At 54.1% G+C, this 16,832-nt stretch carries 7 protein-coding genes; 4 read left to right on the forward strand and 3 right to left on the reverse strand.

All coding sequences use genetic code 11. The annotated features are described in order from the left end of the window. On the reverse strand, positions 1–850 hold an 850-nt coding region (locus tag ABX962_RS11815), incomplete at its 3' end, for a GntR family transcriptional regulator (RefSeq protein WP_372719592.1). A gap of 279 nt (positions 851–1,129) precedes the next feature. Between ABX962_RS11815 and ABX962_RS11820 the strand changes: the two genes are divergently transcribed. The 3 genes from ABX962_RS11820 (at position 1,130) to ABX962_RS11830 (ending at position 7,301) form a co-directional block, all read left to right on the forward strand. Further along, positions 1,130–2,032 carry an HAD-IB family phosphatase gene (locus tag ABX962_RS11820; protein ID WP_372719594.1) on the forward strand — a complete coding sequence of 301 codons (903 nt, stop codon included), beginning with the start codon at positions 1,130–1,132 and terminating at the stop codon, positions 2,030–2,032. Between the two features lie 138 nt (positions 2,033–2,170). Continuing rightward, positions 2,171–3,439 (forward strand): MFS transporter, encoded by a 1,269-nt coding sequence (locus ABX962_RS11825; protein WP_372719596.1) that lies wholly within the window; start codon positions 2,171–2,173, stop codon positions 3,437–3,439. A 190-nt stretch (positions 3,440–3,629) separates the two neighbouring features. Next, positions 3,630–7,301 carry an AAA domain-containing protein gene (locus ABX962_RS11830; protein WP_372719598.1) on the forward strand — a complete coding sequence of 1,224 codons (3,672 nt, stop codon included), beginning with the start codon at positions 3,630–3,632 and terminating at the stop codon, positions 7,299–7,301. 73 nt (positions 7,302–7,374) lie between these two features. Here the strand turns inward: ABX962_RS11830 and ABX962_RS11835 are convergent, their stop codons facing one another. Next, a complete protein-coding gene (locus ABX962_RS11835) occupies positions 7,375–8,814 on the reverse strand; it encodes a selenium-binding family protein (RefSeq protein WP_372719600.1) in 1,440 nt (479 codons plus the stop codon). A gap of 472 nt (positions 8,815–9,286) precedes the next feature. Between ABX962_RS11835 and ABX962_RS11840 the strand changes: the two genes are divergently transcribed. Next, positions 9,287–15,574, forward strand: coding sequence for a carboxypeptidase-like regulatory domain-containing protein (locus tag ABX962_RS11840; RefSeq protein ID WP_372719602.1), 6,288 nt, complete (start codon positions 9,287–9,289; stop codon positions 15,572–15,574). A gap of 99 nt (positions 15,575–15,673) precedes the next feature. On the opposite strand, the gene dnaN is transcribed toward ABX962_RS11840, so the two are convergent. Next, positions 15,674–16,792 carry a DNA polymerase III subunit beta gene (gene dnaN, locus ABX962_RS11845; RefSeq protein WP_372719604.1) on the reverse strand — a complete coding sequence of 373 codons (1,119 nt, stop codon included), beginning with the start codon at positions 16,790–16,792 and terminating at the stop codon, positions 15,674–15,676. Positions 16,793–16,832: the final 40 nt, after the last annotated feature.

Raw genomic sequence — 16,832 nt, forward strand, 5'->3', positions numbered from 1 at the left:
GCGTTTGCATCAGCGTCGCCGCCAAGCGGTCGTTCGAGCAGATGATTGCATCCGATTTCGCGGCAATCGCTTTAACCCTTTGTTCATCGTCCGGCTGCAACCGCTCGACGTCAAACTGGACATCGGCTTCATGGTAGCTCAGCGCCGCCTCACGAGCTCCGGCGATCCGGTGCAGGATCGTCGGTGCCGCCATGGGAGGTCCGAGAAAAAACAATCGTCGGCACCCCAGTTTTAAGAGGTGTGACGCGGCAAGGTACCCGCTGGCGAAATTATCGATCCCCACCAAGTCAAACTCGCTACGCGCCGGGAAGGGGTGAATGTCGCGATCCAGCAGGACCACCGAAACTCCGGCTTGCCGTAACTGGCGGGTGATTCGCAGATTCAAATCAAGACTCTGTTCGTGAAGCTCGAACGGCGCAAAAAACACTCCACTGACATTTTGATCGAGAAACGGTTTGCACAATGTTTGCGCAACATCGTCCGAGTCGTCATCGACGCCGGCGGACCACAACAGACTGAAGTCATGCAATCGAGACAGTCTCGCCAAGTCACCACAAATCACTTCGAGTATCTCGGTCTCGTTGATCTCCGGAACGAGCAGTCCGATTTGTTGCTGAGCCGTTTCGACCCGACCTGGGTGTTGCCGAACGAAACTGCCCGAACCAGCACGACGAACCACCAACCCCTGATCTTGCAACTGTCGAAGCGCCAGCGCCGCGGTCGGCCGCGACACATCAAATCGCTTGACAAGTTGGGCTTCGCTTGGCAATCGACCCGTTGGTTGATACTTACCGGCTGTGATCTCAGCCATTAATTCTTGCGCGATTTGCTTGTATTTCGGATCGGCCATTTTCCATTAATGTTTTCAAATATGAAGAAAATAAGTGGTTTCAATCCGTTAATGGACAACTATTTTCCCAAGAGCGACATCACGGGATTGTCACTAACAACTTGACATTAAAACCTTACAGCTATTTTGGTCTTCTGAGCCTATTTGTCTATACCATTTCTTGGCATCTCCGTAGGATTGACGACGAAGAGCACGACGAAAGTGATCGAAATTTGATGATCGCCGGGTTCTCGTGAATTCCATTTGAAATGAAACTCATAGGGCAATAGGAAGACGAACATGCACCAGACCATCTCGGTTGAACGTTCGTTCAACTCACATTCAATCCTCGACGATTTGGTGGAACCAAAATCACCCTCACGGAGGAAACACTATCTGATCGCCAGCGACTTTGATCAGACGCTTAGCTTCAACGACACCGGAGTCGAACTCAGCGCGATGTTGGGGCTCGCGGACTTTGAAGCGAAGGTGAAGGGTTTGGCCAATTCGCACCTCGTCCAACAGGGCGGCGAATTGACTTACCTGTTGCTGCACGATCCCGATTATCGCCAAGTCCGCCGCGAACATTTGTGGGAAGCGGGCAAGCGGATTCGTTTGAAAAAGAATCTGGCTCCGCTCATGGAGCTGCTGCAGCAAGGTATCGATGGACATCGTTTCACATTTTATGTGGTGTCCGCATCGCCCGAAGAGGTCGTTCGTTCGGCACTCGAAGGCATTGTGCCACCGGAACGTATTTTCGGAACGCGGCTGAATTACCATCCCGAAACGGGCGAGATCACGTCGGTGTCAAAATTGACCGCCGGCTACGGCAAGGTCACCGTGTTAGACAAGTTGCAAGAACAGCTTGGTATTCCTTGGGACCGGATCGTCTATCTCGGCGATGGCAGCTCGGATGTTCACGTCATGCTGCATTTGAATCGCTGTGACGGCTACACGATCGCGGTATCGGAAAACACCCATTTGGCGCCGATCGCTCGACGCACGGTACTGAGCGACAACGCGTTTAGTGTGTTGATCCCGATTCTCGAAGACGTCATCGGATGGACCGATCGATCCCAGATTCGCGAACTGTTTGAGCAACACGGGCTCGACGTCCAAGGCTGGGAGAAATCTCAAGTCGATCGATTGGCGATCGTTGCCACCGTGAATGAAACCGCGAGTGCTCCGCTACATGCGGTCTAAGCATGTATTGACATTAGCGCGGTGTGTCCCCTTTTTTCCTCTTAGACGGTTCGGCCCTTTGCACGGCACGCCAGCGGCGATCGCGGCGAATGGTCGATCCGTCAGTCCCCCCCTTTGAACCATAGTCACCAACTGATCATGGCGAACGTCATCCATCCAGTCCAATTGATCCGTACGCCTGCGGCGATGCCGATAAACGCTTCGCTGTGGGCGGTGCGTGCGCTGTTCTGTTTGAACGGTTTTCTGTACGCAACCTGGGCAACACGAATTCCTGCGATTCAATCTCAGTTTCAACTTTCCAATGGAACGCTGGGGCTTGCGTTGATGGTCGTGGCGGCCGGGGCCGTGGTCGCGATGCCTTGCGCGGGCTGGCTTTGTTCGCGAGTGGGCAGTCGGCGGATCGCTGCAATCAGCCTCGCGATTTATCTAATCGGGCTGCCGACGATCCCGCTGATGCCCGGTTTGGTCACGTTGATCGCTGCGTTATTCATTTTTGGCGTCGGTCATGGCATGTTGGATGTTTCCATGAATGTGCAAGCGCTCGAAGTCGAGCGACGCATGAACCAGCAGATCAATTCGTCGATCCACGCGTTGTGGAGTATCGGAGGATTGGCAGGTGCGTTGGCGGGCAGTTTGATCGCCATCAGCGGTGTGAACGTGCAGTGGCATTTCATCCTGGTCACAGCGGCGTTTGCCACCGCCACACAGCCGATCATTTCCCGTCTGTTACACGACCGCGTCGAAAACGATCACGCTGCGAACGACAAACCTCTGCGGCGATCCAATGCGACGACGGCGGACGAACGACATGGCAATGCGGCAAGTCAGCAAACGAGTTTGCCGCACCCGGGTCGTGCCTCGCGAAACGCGACGCTCGTGCTAGGCGTGATTGCGTTTTGTGTGATGGCAGGCGAAGGCGCGATGGCCGATTGGAGTGCGGTGCTGCTGCATCAAACACTTGGCATTGGCGAAGGCATCGCCGCGATGGGGTACGCGACCTTCGCGATCGCCATGGCGATGGGGCGATTTGCCGGAGACCGTTTTTCGGCATGGTTGGGGCCTGTCAAACAGGTGCGAGTGTGTGCGTTTGTTGCGATGATCGGTGTTTTGATCGTGGTCATGTCCTATCACGTTGTCACGGCAATGATTGGATTCACGTTGATCGGAGCAGGCCTTGCCACGATCGTTCCCGCGGTCTTCAGCGCTTGCGGGAAACTGCCGGGCAGTTCCCCCGGAGTCGCGTTGGCGACGGTTTCCACGATCGGCTACTTCGGATTTCTGCTTGGACCACCTCTGATTGGGTTGTTGTCCGAATGGGTCAGCCTGCGAATGGCACTTAGCAGCTTAGCGGGAACAATGCTGGTCACGATCGCGCTGGCGTCCGCGACGCGGCCGCATCGCCAATAAAATCGGCGAGCGAAAACGGGCCACGAACAGAAAAACGGGTGGGACCGACCACCGTCCTTTCTCCACATTCGCCGGTCCATCACGCCCTGGAATCCGCCGCTGCGATGGTACTCATGATCCGTCCGACACGTCATACTAGCAATTGTATGGTGGCTGCCGACGTTTCGAAGGGTTACAGGGCACAGATCGGATGGAAGAAGCGTTTCCGGAATGCGAGTCGGATGACAACGCGGCACAGGATGACCTGTTTCGTCCCGCTCGTTTTGCGTCCGAGCTTGATTTGCCGTCCGGCGACGAGTCGCTTCTGAAGGATGCGGCGACGGCGATTCGCCAAGAATTCCGCGACTGTTCGAAATGGAAACGTCTGCGCTGCCGCCGTGTCAGTATTTTTGCTGAACGGGATCGTGGAGTGGTTTGCGTGATCCATTTGGGCAGCTCGGTCGAGTTCGATTGGACTTGGGAAGGTGCCAAGGCATTTCGTCCGAAATCGTTTGATGACGACGCCTCGGATTTCGCGTATGAACAGGCCGATGTGGACGACGGCGTCGATTGGTCGGGCGAAATCTTGGAGGTCGATGAACGCAATGGTTGTTTATTCGTCAGCCTGGATAATCCCGAAGCGATCCCCACGACAGGATCCTTTTTCGTCCGCCCGTTCGAGTTTCTGTCGGTCTTGGACGCCGTCTACAATGCGGCTGAGTTCGCTGAAATTCGTAGCGAGCTGCCAGGTCGTTTGAATGCCGCACAAGGCAACGTGCATCCCGCGATCGCCACGCAATTCAACGTCGGCTTACCGCAGCTATACGATTGGTGGCAACATGCTTGGTCGATTCTATGGGGACCACCGGGCACCGGCAAAACTTATACAACCGGTCAACAGATTGCCGCGGTGCTGGACGATGACAGCGAGCGGATCCTTGTCGTTTCGACGACCAATCGTGCTACCGATGCGGCCGCGTTGTCGATTGGCAATGCCGCACGCTTTCGATCCGCTGATGCATTGGCCGAAGGACGATTGTTACGCATCGGTAAGGGAGCCTCGCTGAAATCGTTTGCTGCTGCGGAACTCGATTCGATGTTACAAGGAACCGAGTCCGAAGTGCTTTACAAAATCGATGATCTCGCCCACCAGCTGCGGCAATTCGACAGCTGGGAAGACAAGGCACTGACTCGCAAACAGATCGGTGAACTGCGGGCCAAGGGAAGCGACCAAAGCCGTCGCATCTTTGTCGATCCCGAGGTCAAGGTGGTGGTTGCGACTGCGTTCAAAGCGACAAGCTTTCTGCGGAACGAGACGATCACCAAAATTCTGGAGGCAGGTGAGGCTCCGTTTACAACCATTTTCATTGACGAAGCGGGGCTGATGTCGCGAACGGCGATCGCAGCCTTGTCGCTACTGGCTTCGCGACGCGTTGTGTTGGTCGGCGACTCGAAACAGCTTGCGCCGATCAGCCGTATCTCGCGAATCCTGCCCACCCGCCAACAGACGTGGTTAGCCAGCAGCGGGCTCAGCCACCTCGAACAATTTAGTGCCACTCCCACCGCCGTGCATGTGCTAACAGAGCAGCGACGCATGCATCCCGAGGTATGTCAAGTTGTTTCGGAATTTCAGTACGGCGGATTCCTGAGCACCGCTCAAGAAACCAAAGATCGTGTTTCGCAGATTCCGTCTTGTCTCGCCGATCATTCGCGAGCGATTTGGTATGTGCTCGATCAAGAACCCACGGACCTTGCTGCGATCCGTGCCGAGCGCGGGCCGGGCAACAAGAGTTGGATTCGTTCGATCACACCACGACTGTTACAAAAAATGTTTTTCGACCCTGAAATGCGGACCGCCAACGGTTTGTTCATTTCACCCTACAAAGCCCAGGCTCAAGTGGTCGGAAGATTATTTGCCGCGTGGGATTTAGCCGGTTGGGAGGCATCGACGGTTCATAGTCAGCAAGGGTCTGAAGCGGATATTGTAATCTTCGATACGGTCAATGCTGGCAGCTACAATTGGCCCTATGACGAATGGAAAAGGCTGGTCAACGTGGCACTCAGCCGGGCTCGCGAGGCAGTCATCGTGTTGGCCAGTCGCAGTGAAATGGAAGAACCGTATCTGAAACCGCTAAAGAGGCGGCTGACGCCAAGCGTGCTGAAACCGCATGACGATTCTTTTCGTTGGGAGGAGGTCAGCCAAACCAAGCTGAGTTTTCATCCGGCCGTGATGAGCACAAACGTTGCCGAGGCTCGTCCAAATTATGAAACATCCCCGGGGGCCAATCGCAGCATGGGGCACCAAGTGGCTAACCGCAAAGGAATGAAACCCGTACTTTCCGAAGAGCAGCAGCGGCTGACGAATTTAAACCTCGATGGTAAACCGAGATTGGTTCGCGGCGTGGCGGGCAGCGGAAAATCGATCGTGCTTTGCAACTGGCTCGCCAAGACCGTCAAGCGATTCGAAGGCAGCAGCGATCTTCGCATCTGGGCCGTTTACGCCAACCGGTCGCTACATAAACTGCTTCGCGAATCGATCGAATCGGCATGGGAAAGCCTGTCGGCGGGAGAATTGTTTCCGCAGTCCGACTTTCCCTGGGACAAGGTGCATCTGTTGCATGTCAAGGACGTGCTGTCGGGAATGCTTCCCAACGTGGCATTGTCGATGGATAGCTTTGATTTTGATTATGACCGTGCGGCCGAGCAATTCCTGAGTCGTCAGGATGCATCGAAGCTGCTTCCGCGATGTTCCGCACTGTTTATCGACGAGGCTCAAGACATGGGGCCGTCGGTATTGAGATTACTGTTGTCCGTCGTCGAACAAACCGATGCTGAAGACAGCAACAGCCGCTCGGCTCACATTTTCTACGACAACGCTCAGAACATCTACGGACGAAAAACGCCAAAATGGTCCGAGTTTGGGCTCGATATGCGAGGCCGCAGTACGATCATGCGAGAAAGCTTTCGCTCCACCGCTCCGATCGCCGAACTGGCCGTCAACGTGTTACAACGGTTAACGCCTCGGGACCAACGTCAAGACCAGAGCGAATTATTGAGCATGGGGTTGTTGGAACGAACCGAGCGTAACGGGCATGAGTGGTTGCGGGTGCGGTTCAACCAGATCGAAGGTCCCAAACCGATCTTACATTCCTTTGATCACCGCTCGGCCGAGATCGAGGCTATCGCGATTCATTTGAAGTATTTGATCCAACAGGAAGGAATTTTACCCAACGACATTTGTTTGCTCTACAACGGCAAGTCTGTCGTTTCCTTGCTGCAAGAAAAACTGGCACCGCTGTTGGCTGAAATCGACGTCGAGTTATCGGTCCAAACCAACCGCCCTTTCGAGCGTCAAGCCAACACATTGATCGTGACGACATCGCATTCCTATAAAGGGTATGAATCCGAGGTGGTGATGATTCCTTGCGCCGACCAATTTGTCACTGCCAGCGGTGACATTCTCGCTCGCAATCTTTATGTCGCGATGACTCGAGCCCGATCGTTATTGGCGTTGTACTGCACCACCTCTGGTTCGACCGCTTCACGACGATTATGCCGCGTGATCACGCATTGCGTGAAGACGATGAATACAACGCCGGAGATCGAGAGCTCGACCAGCGATGAAGAAGACCAAAACGACATTTTGGAAGTCATCGGTATGGAACACCGCCAATGGCTGGCCGACCTATGGAATCGTTTTAAAATTCGTCAGGAACCGATCACCGACGACGAAGGCACGGTGTTGGCGGAACCCTTGTTCTGGTTCAACAAAGACCGATTGAAGGTCGCTTGTTTCGGTGCAAAACCATTAACCCAAACCCAAATTGCCCTCTATCGCGATCGAGACATTCTGGAATTAGCCCCGGGAGCGGATGTTGTTTGATGATCCGCCACCGACGGATGCGATTGGTTTCGCAGTGACATGACATTTTGCGGCGTGGCATTTTGCGATCGCATCAAACCCAGATATCGGATGTGCAATCCCCATCGGGGAATCGAATCTCGTGTGCTCGTGCAGGTCCCCAAGGTTCCTTACCAAAATCGACAAAAAATCGCTCGTTGACTTTCATTCCGCCGTTTTGGGTGTCGCAGTCAATCTGAGCCATCCATGATCCTGTTTCGCGTATCGTCGGATAGAACTGGTTGTCCCAAACACTGTACAGCGAACTGGTGACGTACAACCGTTTTCCGTCCCGGCTAAGTTGTAACATCTGCGGACCACCCGATTTGTTTTGCATTGGCAACTGCGACGTTTTCCCGATCACACCTCCCAACCAAACTTGTCCTACCAGCTTCGGCATTGATGGATTGGATACATCGTATTGGCGGATGTCACCATGCAACCAATTTGAAAAATAGAGAAAGCGATCATCCAGTGATATCAAGATGTCCGTAACAAGGCCCGGTACTGGAAATGGCCATCCTTCGGTTTCAACAGGATCCACCTGAATCACCTTCTCCGTCTTCCAAGTATCCTGCTCGATGTTCCAATGATGAATGGCGCTACTGAGTGCAGCTCCGACGAAACCATGCGAGCTATCTGGATTGTGGTGAAAACGAACCTCCAACGGGATCAATCCGCTTTCGCCCAAATCAACTGACTGCTTAATTTGGTGCGTCGACCAGTCCCAGAAATGCAGATGCTGTCCATATTTGCCTTTTTCAACATCTTCGAGACTAAAACCGGTTTTGACGGTATTAGGAGCAGCCCATTCGCTGCTGACCATCACGTTGTGTCGCGGTTGGTACCAAAAGTCATAGTTGAAGTTCATGCCCGCAGTCGACTTTTCCCACCGGCCGCGAATTTCGAATTGATCATCGATCTCAAGAAAGCCGCCAGGCGCGTTTCCCTTGGCATCGCCTAACATCGAAAGCATGATCACGCCGTCCGCTCGACAATGGACAGTGTGCGGAAACGACAGATTCGTCCGTTCAGCTATCTCTGCACTCGAGATGGTTTTGTGTAGACGCAGCTTTGTGGGATCAGCCGCATCCACGATATAAATATTGCCAGATTTTAAACCTGGAATGACAAGATATTGCCGATGCCGATGCCCGTGACAGTTACTGCAAGCGTTCCATCCATAATGGTGTAGTTCGTCGCCAGGTTCCGGCATCGAAAAGCGACCTACCACCTTTCCGTATTGATTCGAATTGGGATCCACGTCCACCGTCGCCATGTAATCGGGATGGTCGCTATCGGTGCCCACCAAAATCGCGGGAACGAAAGCGTATCGCTCCGGTGGTGAATCGATCGCATCCTGGATCGTTTCATAGGTAGCATGGCAGTCGGGATCTGCTTCATGAGCAAACAATCGATGGGCTGAGGTGCCAGCGAGTAATCCGGCCGCCGCCACGCCTGAGACAAATTCTCGCCGCCGTAATTGACTTGACATGGGTATCTCCTCATTGCCAAGACGAGTGATCTGATTCCGTGCTAATGAACCTTTAATTATAGAGATGAAGAGGCGTTGGCTGAAATGACTTTCGGATTCCTGACCATCACCGCTCTTATGTTTGCGGTTTTGACGCAGTTACCTCTCTACCAACGAAGTTGGTGGTGAGGTGGCAGAAGAGCCTGCACAGCCGCAAATCCACTCGAAGACCCACGATTCAGCAGTCCTGGCTTGTCCTATTCCGCTACGTTGCAGCCTGTTTCTGTCGTTTTTTCTGGTTTTTAACTCAAATCCGGCATATTCGCTCTAATACATGCACTCGATGATTCGTTGTCTCTATGCCGTTTCGGCGATCTATAATGGCTTAGCCCATCTACTTCCGCACCTGGAATTTCTTCTCATGCTCGCGATTTCGACTCATCGAGCCCTACTCGGCTTTGTTCTCGTCTTTTCACTCGCCATAGGAAATGGAATGGCTGAACCCATCGGCATCATGGAACGGTACGCTTTGACGGACGATCGTGAGGCGTTTCTCGAGGAGCTGATTCCGGGCAGTGATGATTATTACTTCTATCACTGTCTGCATTACCAAACGTCGGGCCAATTGGACCGCGCCGAGGTGATTCTGAACGATTGGTTGGCGGAAAACAAAGGTCGAGAAACCGCGGTCATTCGCGGCATGATCGATCGCCAACGGTTGCTGACCTATTCCCAAACCCCCGAGCGGACGATTGATCATTTGGTCAAACGACTCGGCGTCCAATTGCACCATCCTGCGCCACCGGTCAAAGGCGAGCGACGCTACCCGAGCCAGTTTGATATCACACTGTTGGATCTCGATCGTCTGGTCAAAGAGGCGGTGCAGCAGGATGACACGCTGCAGCCAATCGGGATGAGGCGATTGGCGGAAATGTATCGAGCTGGCGAAACCGCCGGTCTGAAACTGAATTTGCATGATTTTCTCGCCCGAGTCGATCATGCCACGATCTCAAACCTTGACGAGCTGGTGATCCGCGAATTGCAATCGCGACGAAAACAAGATGTTCGCTTTGGGGATCTGGCGGCTCATCAAGTGCTAACCCTCTCCGAGCTCGATCGTATTGCCTCAGCTGTCCCCGAAATCGCTGACGATAACTCGTTTGTTTCGGCGAAACTATTGCGACTGCGTCCGAGCGACGACGTCGATTTGTCGCAGCAGCCTGAAGAGCGACTTGCCTATCTGAAACGAGTCGAAGCGTACGTCCGCACGCTGCCGCCAAGTTACAACTCGTTAAAAGCATCGGCGACGTTTCGCTTACTCGAGGCCAACTTGGCAGCCGGCGTTTATGATCGCGACCTCTTTTTGCGTTACCTCGCACTGCCGCGACAAAGCCCGATCGTGCACCCGGAATGGGCAAAACGTCTAGCGACGAAAGCAAATTTGGGTGAAAACTTTATGCCGATGGCACTGTTGCCGCCGATCGGTGACGAAGTTTCGCTGGTCCGAGTTTACCTCGAACATTTCTTGAAAGACGCGGACAGCTCCGATGCATTCGCGGAACTGATCCAGCCCGATTACCTTCGCAGCGTGTTTGCCGAAACGAAACTCATGTTCGGTATCGGCGACGAAGACCAATGGTATCGCTTGCTGTCACCTGCGGAGCGGCAAGCGATTCGTGACTCGGTCCAGTTGCGACTCGCTCCCCAAAACAAACCGCGATTTTCCAGTGACGATCCGACGCAATTGATCGTCGATGTCAAAAACGTCGACGAGCTTGTGCTTCGTATCTATGAAATCAACTCACTCGCCTTCCTGCGAACCCACAAAGAGCGGCTTGATACCGACATTGATCTGGATGGTTTGGTCGCCACGCACGAGCGAAAACTCAGCTACAACCAACCTGCGGTTCAGCGTCATCGGGAAACTTTGGAACTCGACGAGATCCGTGGTCGAGGCGTCTGGGTCGTTGATTTGGTGGGCAAAGGAGTCCGTGCCCGGGCGATGATTCGCCGCGGTGAACTTCACCACGTCGACGTGATCACCGCCGATGGGATGAAATTCACCATCATTGACGAAAATCGCAAACCGATCGCCAAAGCCCGCATGATCGTGGGAGGACGCGAATTTTTAGCTGACGATTCCGGTTCGATTACGTTGCCACCGGTGTCCGATGCCACTCACCGCGATGCGATCGTGACCGATGGTGAACTTGCTGAAAAAATTAAATTCTCTCATCTCATCGAAGGTTACTCTTTGACCGCTGGGATGTACCTCGACCGCTCTCAAGTGCAATCGGGTGATAGTAGCTCGCTGTTGATTCGCCCTCGCATCGCGATGGGGGACACCACACTCGATCCGTCGGTGTTGACCGATGTCAGTGTCCTCATTGAAGCAATCGATCTGGATGGGATCGCGACAACGAAAACGATCGACGACATCAAGTTAAATTCGCAGGGCGATTTGGTGGTTCCGTTTCGAGTGCCTGCTCGATTACAGCATGTCCAAGCAACGTTGAGTGGCAAAATCCGCTCTTTGTCGACGAATCAACGGCATACGCTTCGTACCCGCCAACAGTGGCAAATCGCCACCATCCGGCAAACCAATTCGACTCATGATGCCTTTTTGACACGTGACGGTGATGAGTACGTGATCGAAGTTCGCGGCCGATCTGGCGAAGCGATTGCGGGTGCAACCGTCTCGATCTCGCTGTCGACCCGTGTAAAAGGATCTCAGATCAATCAAACGTTACAAACCGATGAGCAAGGCCGGGTGCGTTTGTCATCGCTACCGTACGTCAAGCAAATTAGTTTCGCGGCCGGATCTGGACCCCGTCATACTCGTGACTTGAAGCTTGACGAAGTTTTTTGGCCTAACACCGTTCACACCACGACCGACATCGGCATCGAATTGCCTGTGGTTGTTACTCCTGATCCGGTCTCGGATCGTTATCGATTGATCCGGCTTCGTGCGGGTGCCAACGACACCGATTTGAGTAGCGAATTGGTGATTGACCAGGGTTTGCTTCGCATCAAAAAGCTGGATGCTGGCGATTATCGTTTGATTGACCGTGATACCGCGGCACAAACCGCGATCGCGGTCGTTGATGGGCCTGTGATCGACGATGTCGCTGTCGGAATCGTTCGACATCGCGAAGTCTCTCCCGTCGTCCCCCTCGGCGTTGCGTCGATTGTACGTGACGAGGAAGGCCTGCGAATCCAGTTGTCGGGACAAACCGACTTGGCTCGCGTGCACGTGATTGCGACTCGTTATTTTGACGTTGAAAGTCCAGCAAATCCGCTGCACTTGCCGTCACCCACACTGCGGGGACGAAGCGTATCACTTCCCCGATGTGGTTACATCAGCGATCTGCGATTGGGAGATGAGTACCAATACGTGCTGCGTCGGCGTTACGCGGCAAAGTATCCCGGCGTGATGTTGCCACAGCCCAGTGTGATTCTAAATCCGTGGGAGACCGAAGAAACCAGCAACGCCAGCCAAACGGCGACGGCAGGCGATCAACCGAGGGCGAGTGCCCCGCAAAGTGATATGTCGCGGATGAAAGCCGAGGCGGATCGCCGCGGTGAGGACTCCGAGACCCCTACGTCCGACTACGACTTTTTGGCCGATTGTGGTGTCACGATCACCAATTTGCGGCCGGACGCTAACGGGCTGGTCACCGTACCCACCAAAGTGATCGACGGGCTGCCGCTGCTGCAAATCGTCGTCAGCGATCCATCAACAGTGATCCAGCGAACCGTGACCGCCCCGCTGGACGATATCGAAACGATCGACTTGCGACTTGCCAAGGCCATCGAGGCTGAGAAAGCGGTCTCCTTCGAGCGAGCCGTGACGATCGCTTCCAAAGAGAAACCACTCGACTTTCAGCAGCTCGGTTCGGCTCAATTGCAAGTCTATGGAAGTGTCGGTGCGTTGTTGAAACTGTACCGCACTTTAATTCATGACCCCCGGTTTGATGAGTTCGACGAGCTGGCGGCTTGGGATCAGCTTGATAAAGCTGCAAAGCTGGAAGCCTACTCACGACTGGCCAGTCACGAGCTGCACCTATTCTTGTGGGCCCATGATCCCGCATTCTTTAGCGAGGTCATCAAACCTTATCTCGAAAACAAAAAAGAGAAACAGTTTGTCGATCACTGGCTACTCGAGGATGATCTGAAACCGTACACCAAGCTGTGGCAGTACAACCAGCTGAACTACGCCGAACGAGCGTTATTGGCAATTCGGATGCCGGAGGTTCGCGAACAAGTCCAACGTGAATTGAAGGAGTGGGTCGATCTGCAGGATACCGATTATCAACAGGTCCGCATCAATATCGAGAGTGCGTTAAAAGCCAACGTCATGTTTGATGATGTTGCCAGCGACATGTTGTTCGGAGCTATCGATGAGACCGAAGAATTCGGCGGCAGTGGAATGGGAGGTGCTGGCGGTGGAATGGGAGGCGGTGGCTTTGGGTTCGGTGTCGGAGCGATGCCTGGCGGTGACAAATCCGGCGGTCGTCCTGCTCGAAAGAAACGATCGTTGGACCTCAAAGATACTAAATCTCTTGAGAAACTGAGTGAGCTGGGCGAAGACTCTGTTCGTGCGTTGAGTCGATTCTCGCGTCGCTCGGGTGCCGCCGAGTTCGCTTTCTTTCGTGACCTCGACTCGACAAAACAGTGGGCCGAGAGCCAGTGGGACCAAGTTCGCATCGTCGACGAACCGTTCCCTGATAGTCTGATTGACGTTGATCCGTTTTGGGCCGACTTGGCTCTATCGGACAGTAGCAATCCCTCGGTGTCCTCGCACTTGTTGTATCCGGTCAATAACCGGCACGCCGCTTTGGTGGCGCTAGCGATGTGTGGGCTGCCGCTGAAGGCGGGCGATATCAGTTTGCCAAGCGAAGAAGGTCAACCTTACGCTCCGGAACATCCGGTTGCCGTGGTGATGAAGCGATTGCGTACGCTGAAGATCAACGACGACAATAGCAGCAGCATTTTGGTGGGACAAAGGTTCACTTCGGCCAACGCTCTGCCGCCGACCCAGAACCGCCGATCCGAAGAACCTAAAGAGTTTTTGACGGGCGTGGCGTACAAAGGCCAAACCGTGATTTCCAATCCCACCGGCGATCAACAAATCGTCGATGTGTTCTGGCAAATTCCCGAGGGCAGTTTGCCGCTGAGCGGAAGCCAAGTGACCGACAGCAAGACGCTCACGCTCGCTCCGTTTGCGGTCCAAGCGATTGAGTACCAGTTTTACTTTCCTGCAGCCGGCGAATTTCCCCACTATCCTGCGACGGTCGCAAGCGATGGCGAACTGCTAGCCCGAGCTCGAACTCGCTTGTTCAACGTCGTCGATCAGCCGACGGAACTGACCACCGTGACTTGGGACAAAGTCGCTCGCAGTGGTTCCGCAGCCGAGATCACTGATTTCTTGGCGACTGCGAATCTTCGCGATATCGACTGGATGTTGGTCGCTCATCGGATGCAGCAGCAAGACATTTATCAGGCGGTCATCAAGGTGCTACAAAGTGCCAATCTTCCCGAATCGGAACTTTGGGCTTATTCGTTAAAGTACCGTGACGAACCTGCGATTCGCACTTACTTGTCGCTTTCAGAGGGTTTGGTCGAACGCGTTGGACCGGAACTGGACAGCCCGCTGTTACGCGTCGATGCAATCGAGCGAAGGATTCTGGAAATGCTTGAGTACGCTCCGCTCGTGCGGGCTCGTATTCATCGGCTGGGAGCAGAGAACGAGATTCTGAATTCGACGTTCCTCGATCAATACCGTGACTTCGTCCGCGTGCTCGGGTTCCAAAACGAGATCCCGCAAAACGAACGGCTTGCCTTGACCTACTATCTGTTGATCCAAAACAGAATCGAAGAAGCGATCGAGACGTTTGCCAAAATCAAACGCGATTCGATCGCAACTCGGTTGCAATATGATTACATGGACGCCTATTTAGCCATGCATCAGGGCCAATATGATCGGGCCGAACAGATCGCCAACCACCGCAGCAAGGAATCGGTACCACGTTGGCAATCCCGCTTTAGCGAACTCGCGAACCAGCTGCGACAGCGTCGTGATCTGCTGATCAGCGAGCAACTGGTTTCCAAAGATCCCACCAGCGATGACCCCAAAGCGATTGAGCAGGGCAGCGGCGATCTAGCGGTACTCGATCGAGAGCGACAGCAGGAATCCGCTGCCAAACAGCAACCCGAAGTGATGGTGCGTGTCGAAGGCGACTCGTTGCGGATCGATCATCGCCAAACCAAATCGGCGACGCTCAATCTGTACGGTGTCGATCTGGAGTTGCTGTTTAGCAAGGCCCCGTTTGTTCGTGAGGATCTGCAACGAATGGCGATGGTCAAACCGATGCGAAGTGAAACGCTCGATTTTGATCAAGCCAGTGGAGTGGCCCGTTACGACCTAGACGAAAACCGACGACGACAAACGTTGTTGGTCGAAGTGGTCGCGGGAGCGTCGCGAAACACGGCTCTCTATTTCGGTGGCGAGATGACGACCTATGTGTCCGAAAGCTATGGGCAATTGCAAGCCAGTGACACCAAATCTCACCATCCTATCGATACCGCGTATGTAAAGGTCTATGCAAAGTATCCTGATGGTGATGTCCGTTTTTACAAGGACGGTTACACCGATTCACGCGGCCGGTTTGATTACGCCAGCGTCAGTGCGGATGATGCCAAAGGTGCGACCCGATTTGCCATCCTGGTGATCAGTCCCGAGAAAGGTGCATCGTTGCACGACGTCGCTCCGCCCCGATAAAGCTCTTTGTTGTAGCTACCGTCGCCAGACGGTGGACCACGTTCTGGCGAACGTAGCTACGGCTTGAATTCTGCAGTATTTATGCAGATGCTCTAATCGTTAGCGGTCGCGGGCCATTGGCATGATTACATAACTGAAACCATCATCGGTGGTTAGCAGTGCAGGTTTGGATGACGATTCGATTTCCATCACGAAATTCGTTTCGTTATCCAACACCTTGCAGAAGTCAGCGACGTAACGATGGTCCATCGTCAACGTGATCGTTTCGGCATCATAAGGAATCGGCAATTCGATCTGGGATTCCCCGATGTCGGCTGTGCTGGCTTCGAGTTTCAGCGTGCCATCGCCGAAGGTAAAATCGATCCCTCGGCTTTCGTGATCGGTCACAATCGCGGCTTGGCGAAGGGCGGCGAACAAGGGGCCGACTGCCATGTCGATCTGTTCGGCAGATTCTCGTTTTGGAAACACTTGTCGCCAATTTGGGTAACGGCCTTCGACCAGTCGTGAATAGATAACCGCTCGCGGGGTGCGGATCAACAAATCGTTTGCACGGGCTGCGACGTCGACGGTGTCGTCCTTGTCGCTGACGGCACGTTCCATCAACTGGATCGCTCGGGTTGGGACGATCGTGCTGGTTCCGGTCGTTTGATGGCCACCCTGGGGTTCACCAGTCCCTTCCATCTTGGCCAAGCGGCGACCATCGGTACCCACGGCGATCACCGAGGTGCCTTCCATTTCAAGCAGCACCCCGCCGAGAGCGTAACGGCTGCTTTCGGCGTCCGTGGCGAATACCGTTCGGCGAACCATTTCGCGGAACAAACGGGTGGGCAGCACGTGGTATTTATCCTCATTGAACTCCGCGACGCTGGGGAATTCGTCAGGATTGCTGCCGGGAAGACGGAATTTACTGCGGCTTCCGGTGATGCGAATACCAGATTCGTCGGTTTCGATCGTCAGCGTTTCATCATTGCTTTCTCGCAGAATCGCCATCGTTCGCTGGACCGGCAGCAACGCGGTGCCCTCGGTTTCCACTTCGACGCCTTCTTCGACATCCAAGCGAATTCCGACGTCCAGGTCCGTCGCGGTCAGAGTGATCCGTGAACCCGATGCGGTCACCTTCACATTCTGAAGAATCTCTTTGGGCGAACGGGTCGGAGCAATGCTGGCGGCAAGAGCAAAAGCAGCGGTGAGCGATTCGCGTTGGCAAGTGATCTTCATGGAACCATGGACTTACAAAGAGAAAGAAGATTTCGTAGCC

The sequence above is a fragment of the Novipirellula sp. genome (assembly GCF_041583735.1).
GTDB lineage: Bacteria > Planctomycetota > Planctomycetia > Pirellulales > Pirellulaceae > Novipirellula.

Bases quoted from the DNA above. Each gene is read 5' to 3' on its own strand.
- ABX962_RS11820 (WP_372719594.1), top strand. From the start codon at position 1,130: ATGCACCAGACCATCTCGGTTGAACGTTCGTTCAACTCACATTCAATC.
- ABX962_RS11825 (WP_372719596.1), top strand. From the start codon at position 2,171: ATGGCGAACGTCATCCATCCAGTCCAATTGATCCGTACGCCTGCGGCG.
- ABX962_RS11830 (WP_372719598.1), top strand. From the start codon at position 3,630: ATGGAAGAAGCGTTTCCGGAATGCGAGTCGGATGACAACGCGGCACAG.
- ABX962_RS11835 (WP_372719600.1), bottom strand. From the start codon at position 8,814: ATGTCAAGTCAATTACGGCGGCGAGAATTTGTCTCAGGCGTGGCGGCG.
- ABX962_RS11840 (WP_372719602.1), top strand. From the start codon at position 9,287: ATGGCTGAACCCATCGGCATCATGGAACGGTACGCTTTGACGGACGAT.
- dnaN (WP_372719604.1), bottom strand. From the start codon at position 16,792: ATGAAGATCACTTGCCAACGCGAATCGCTCACCGCTGCTTTTGCTCTT.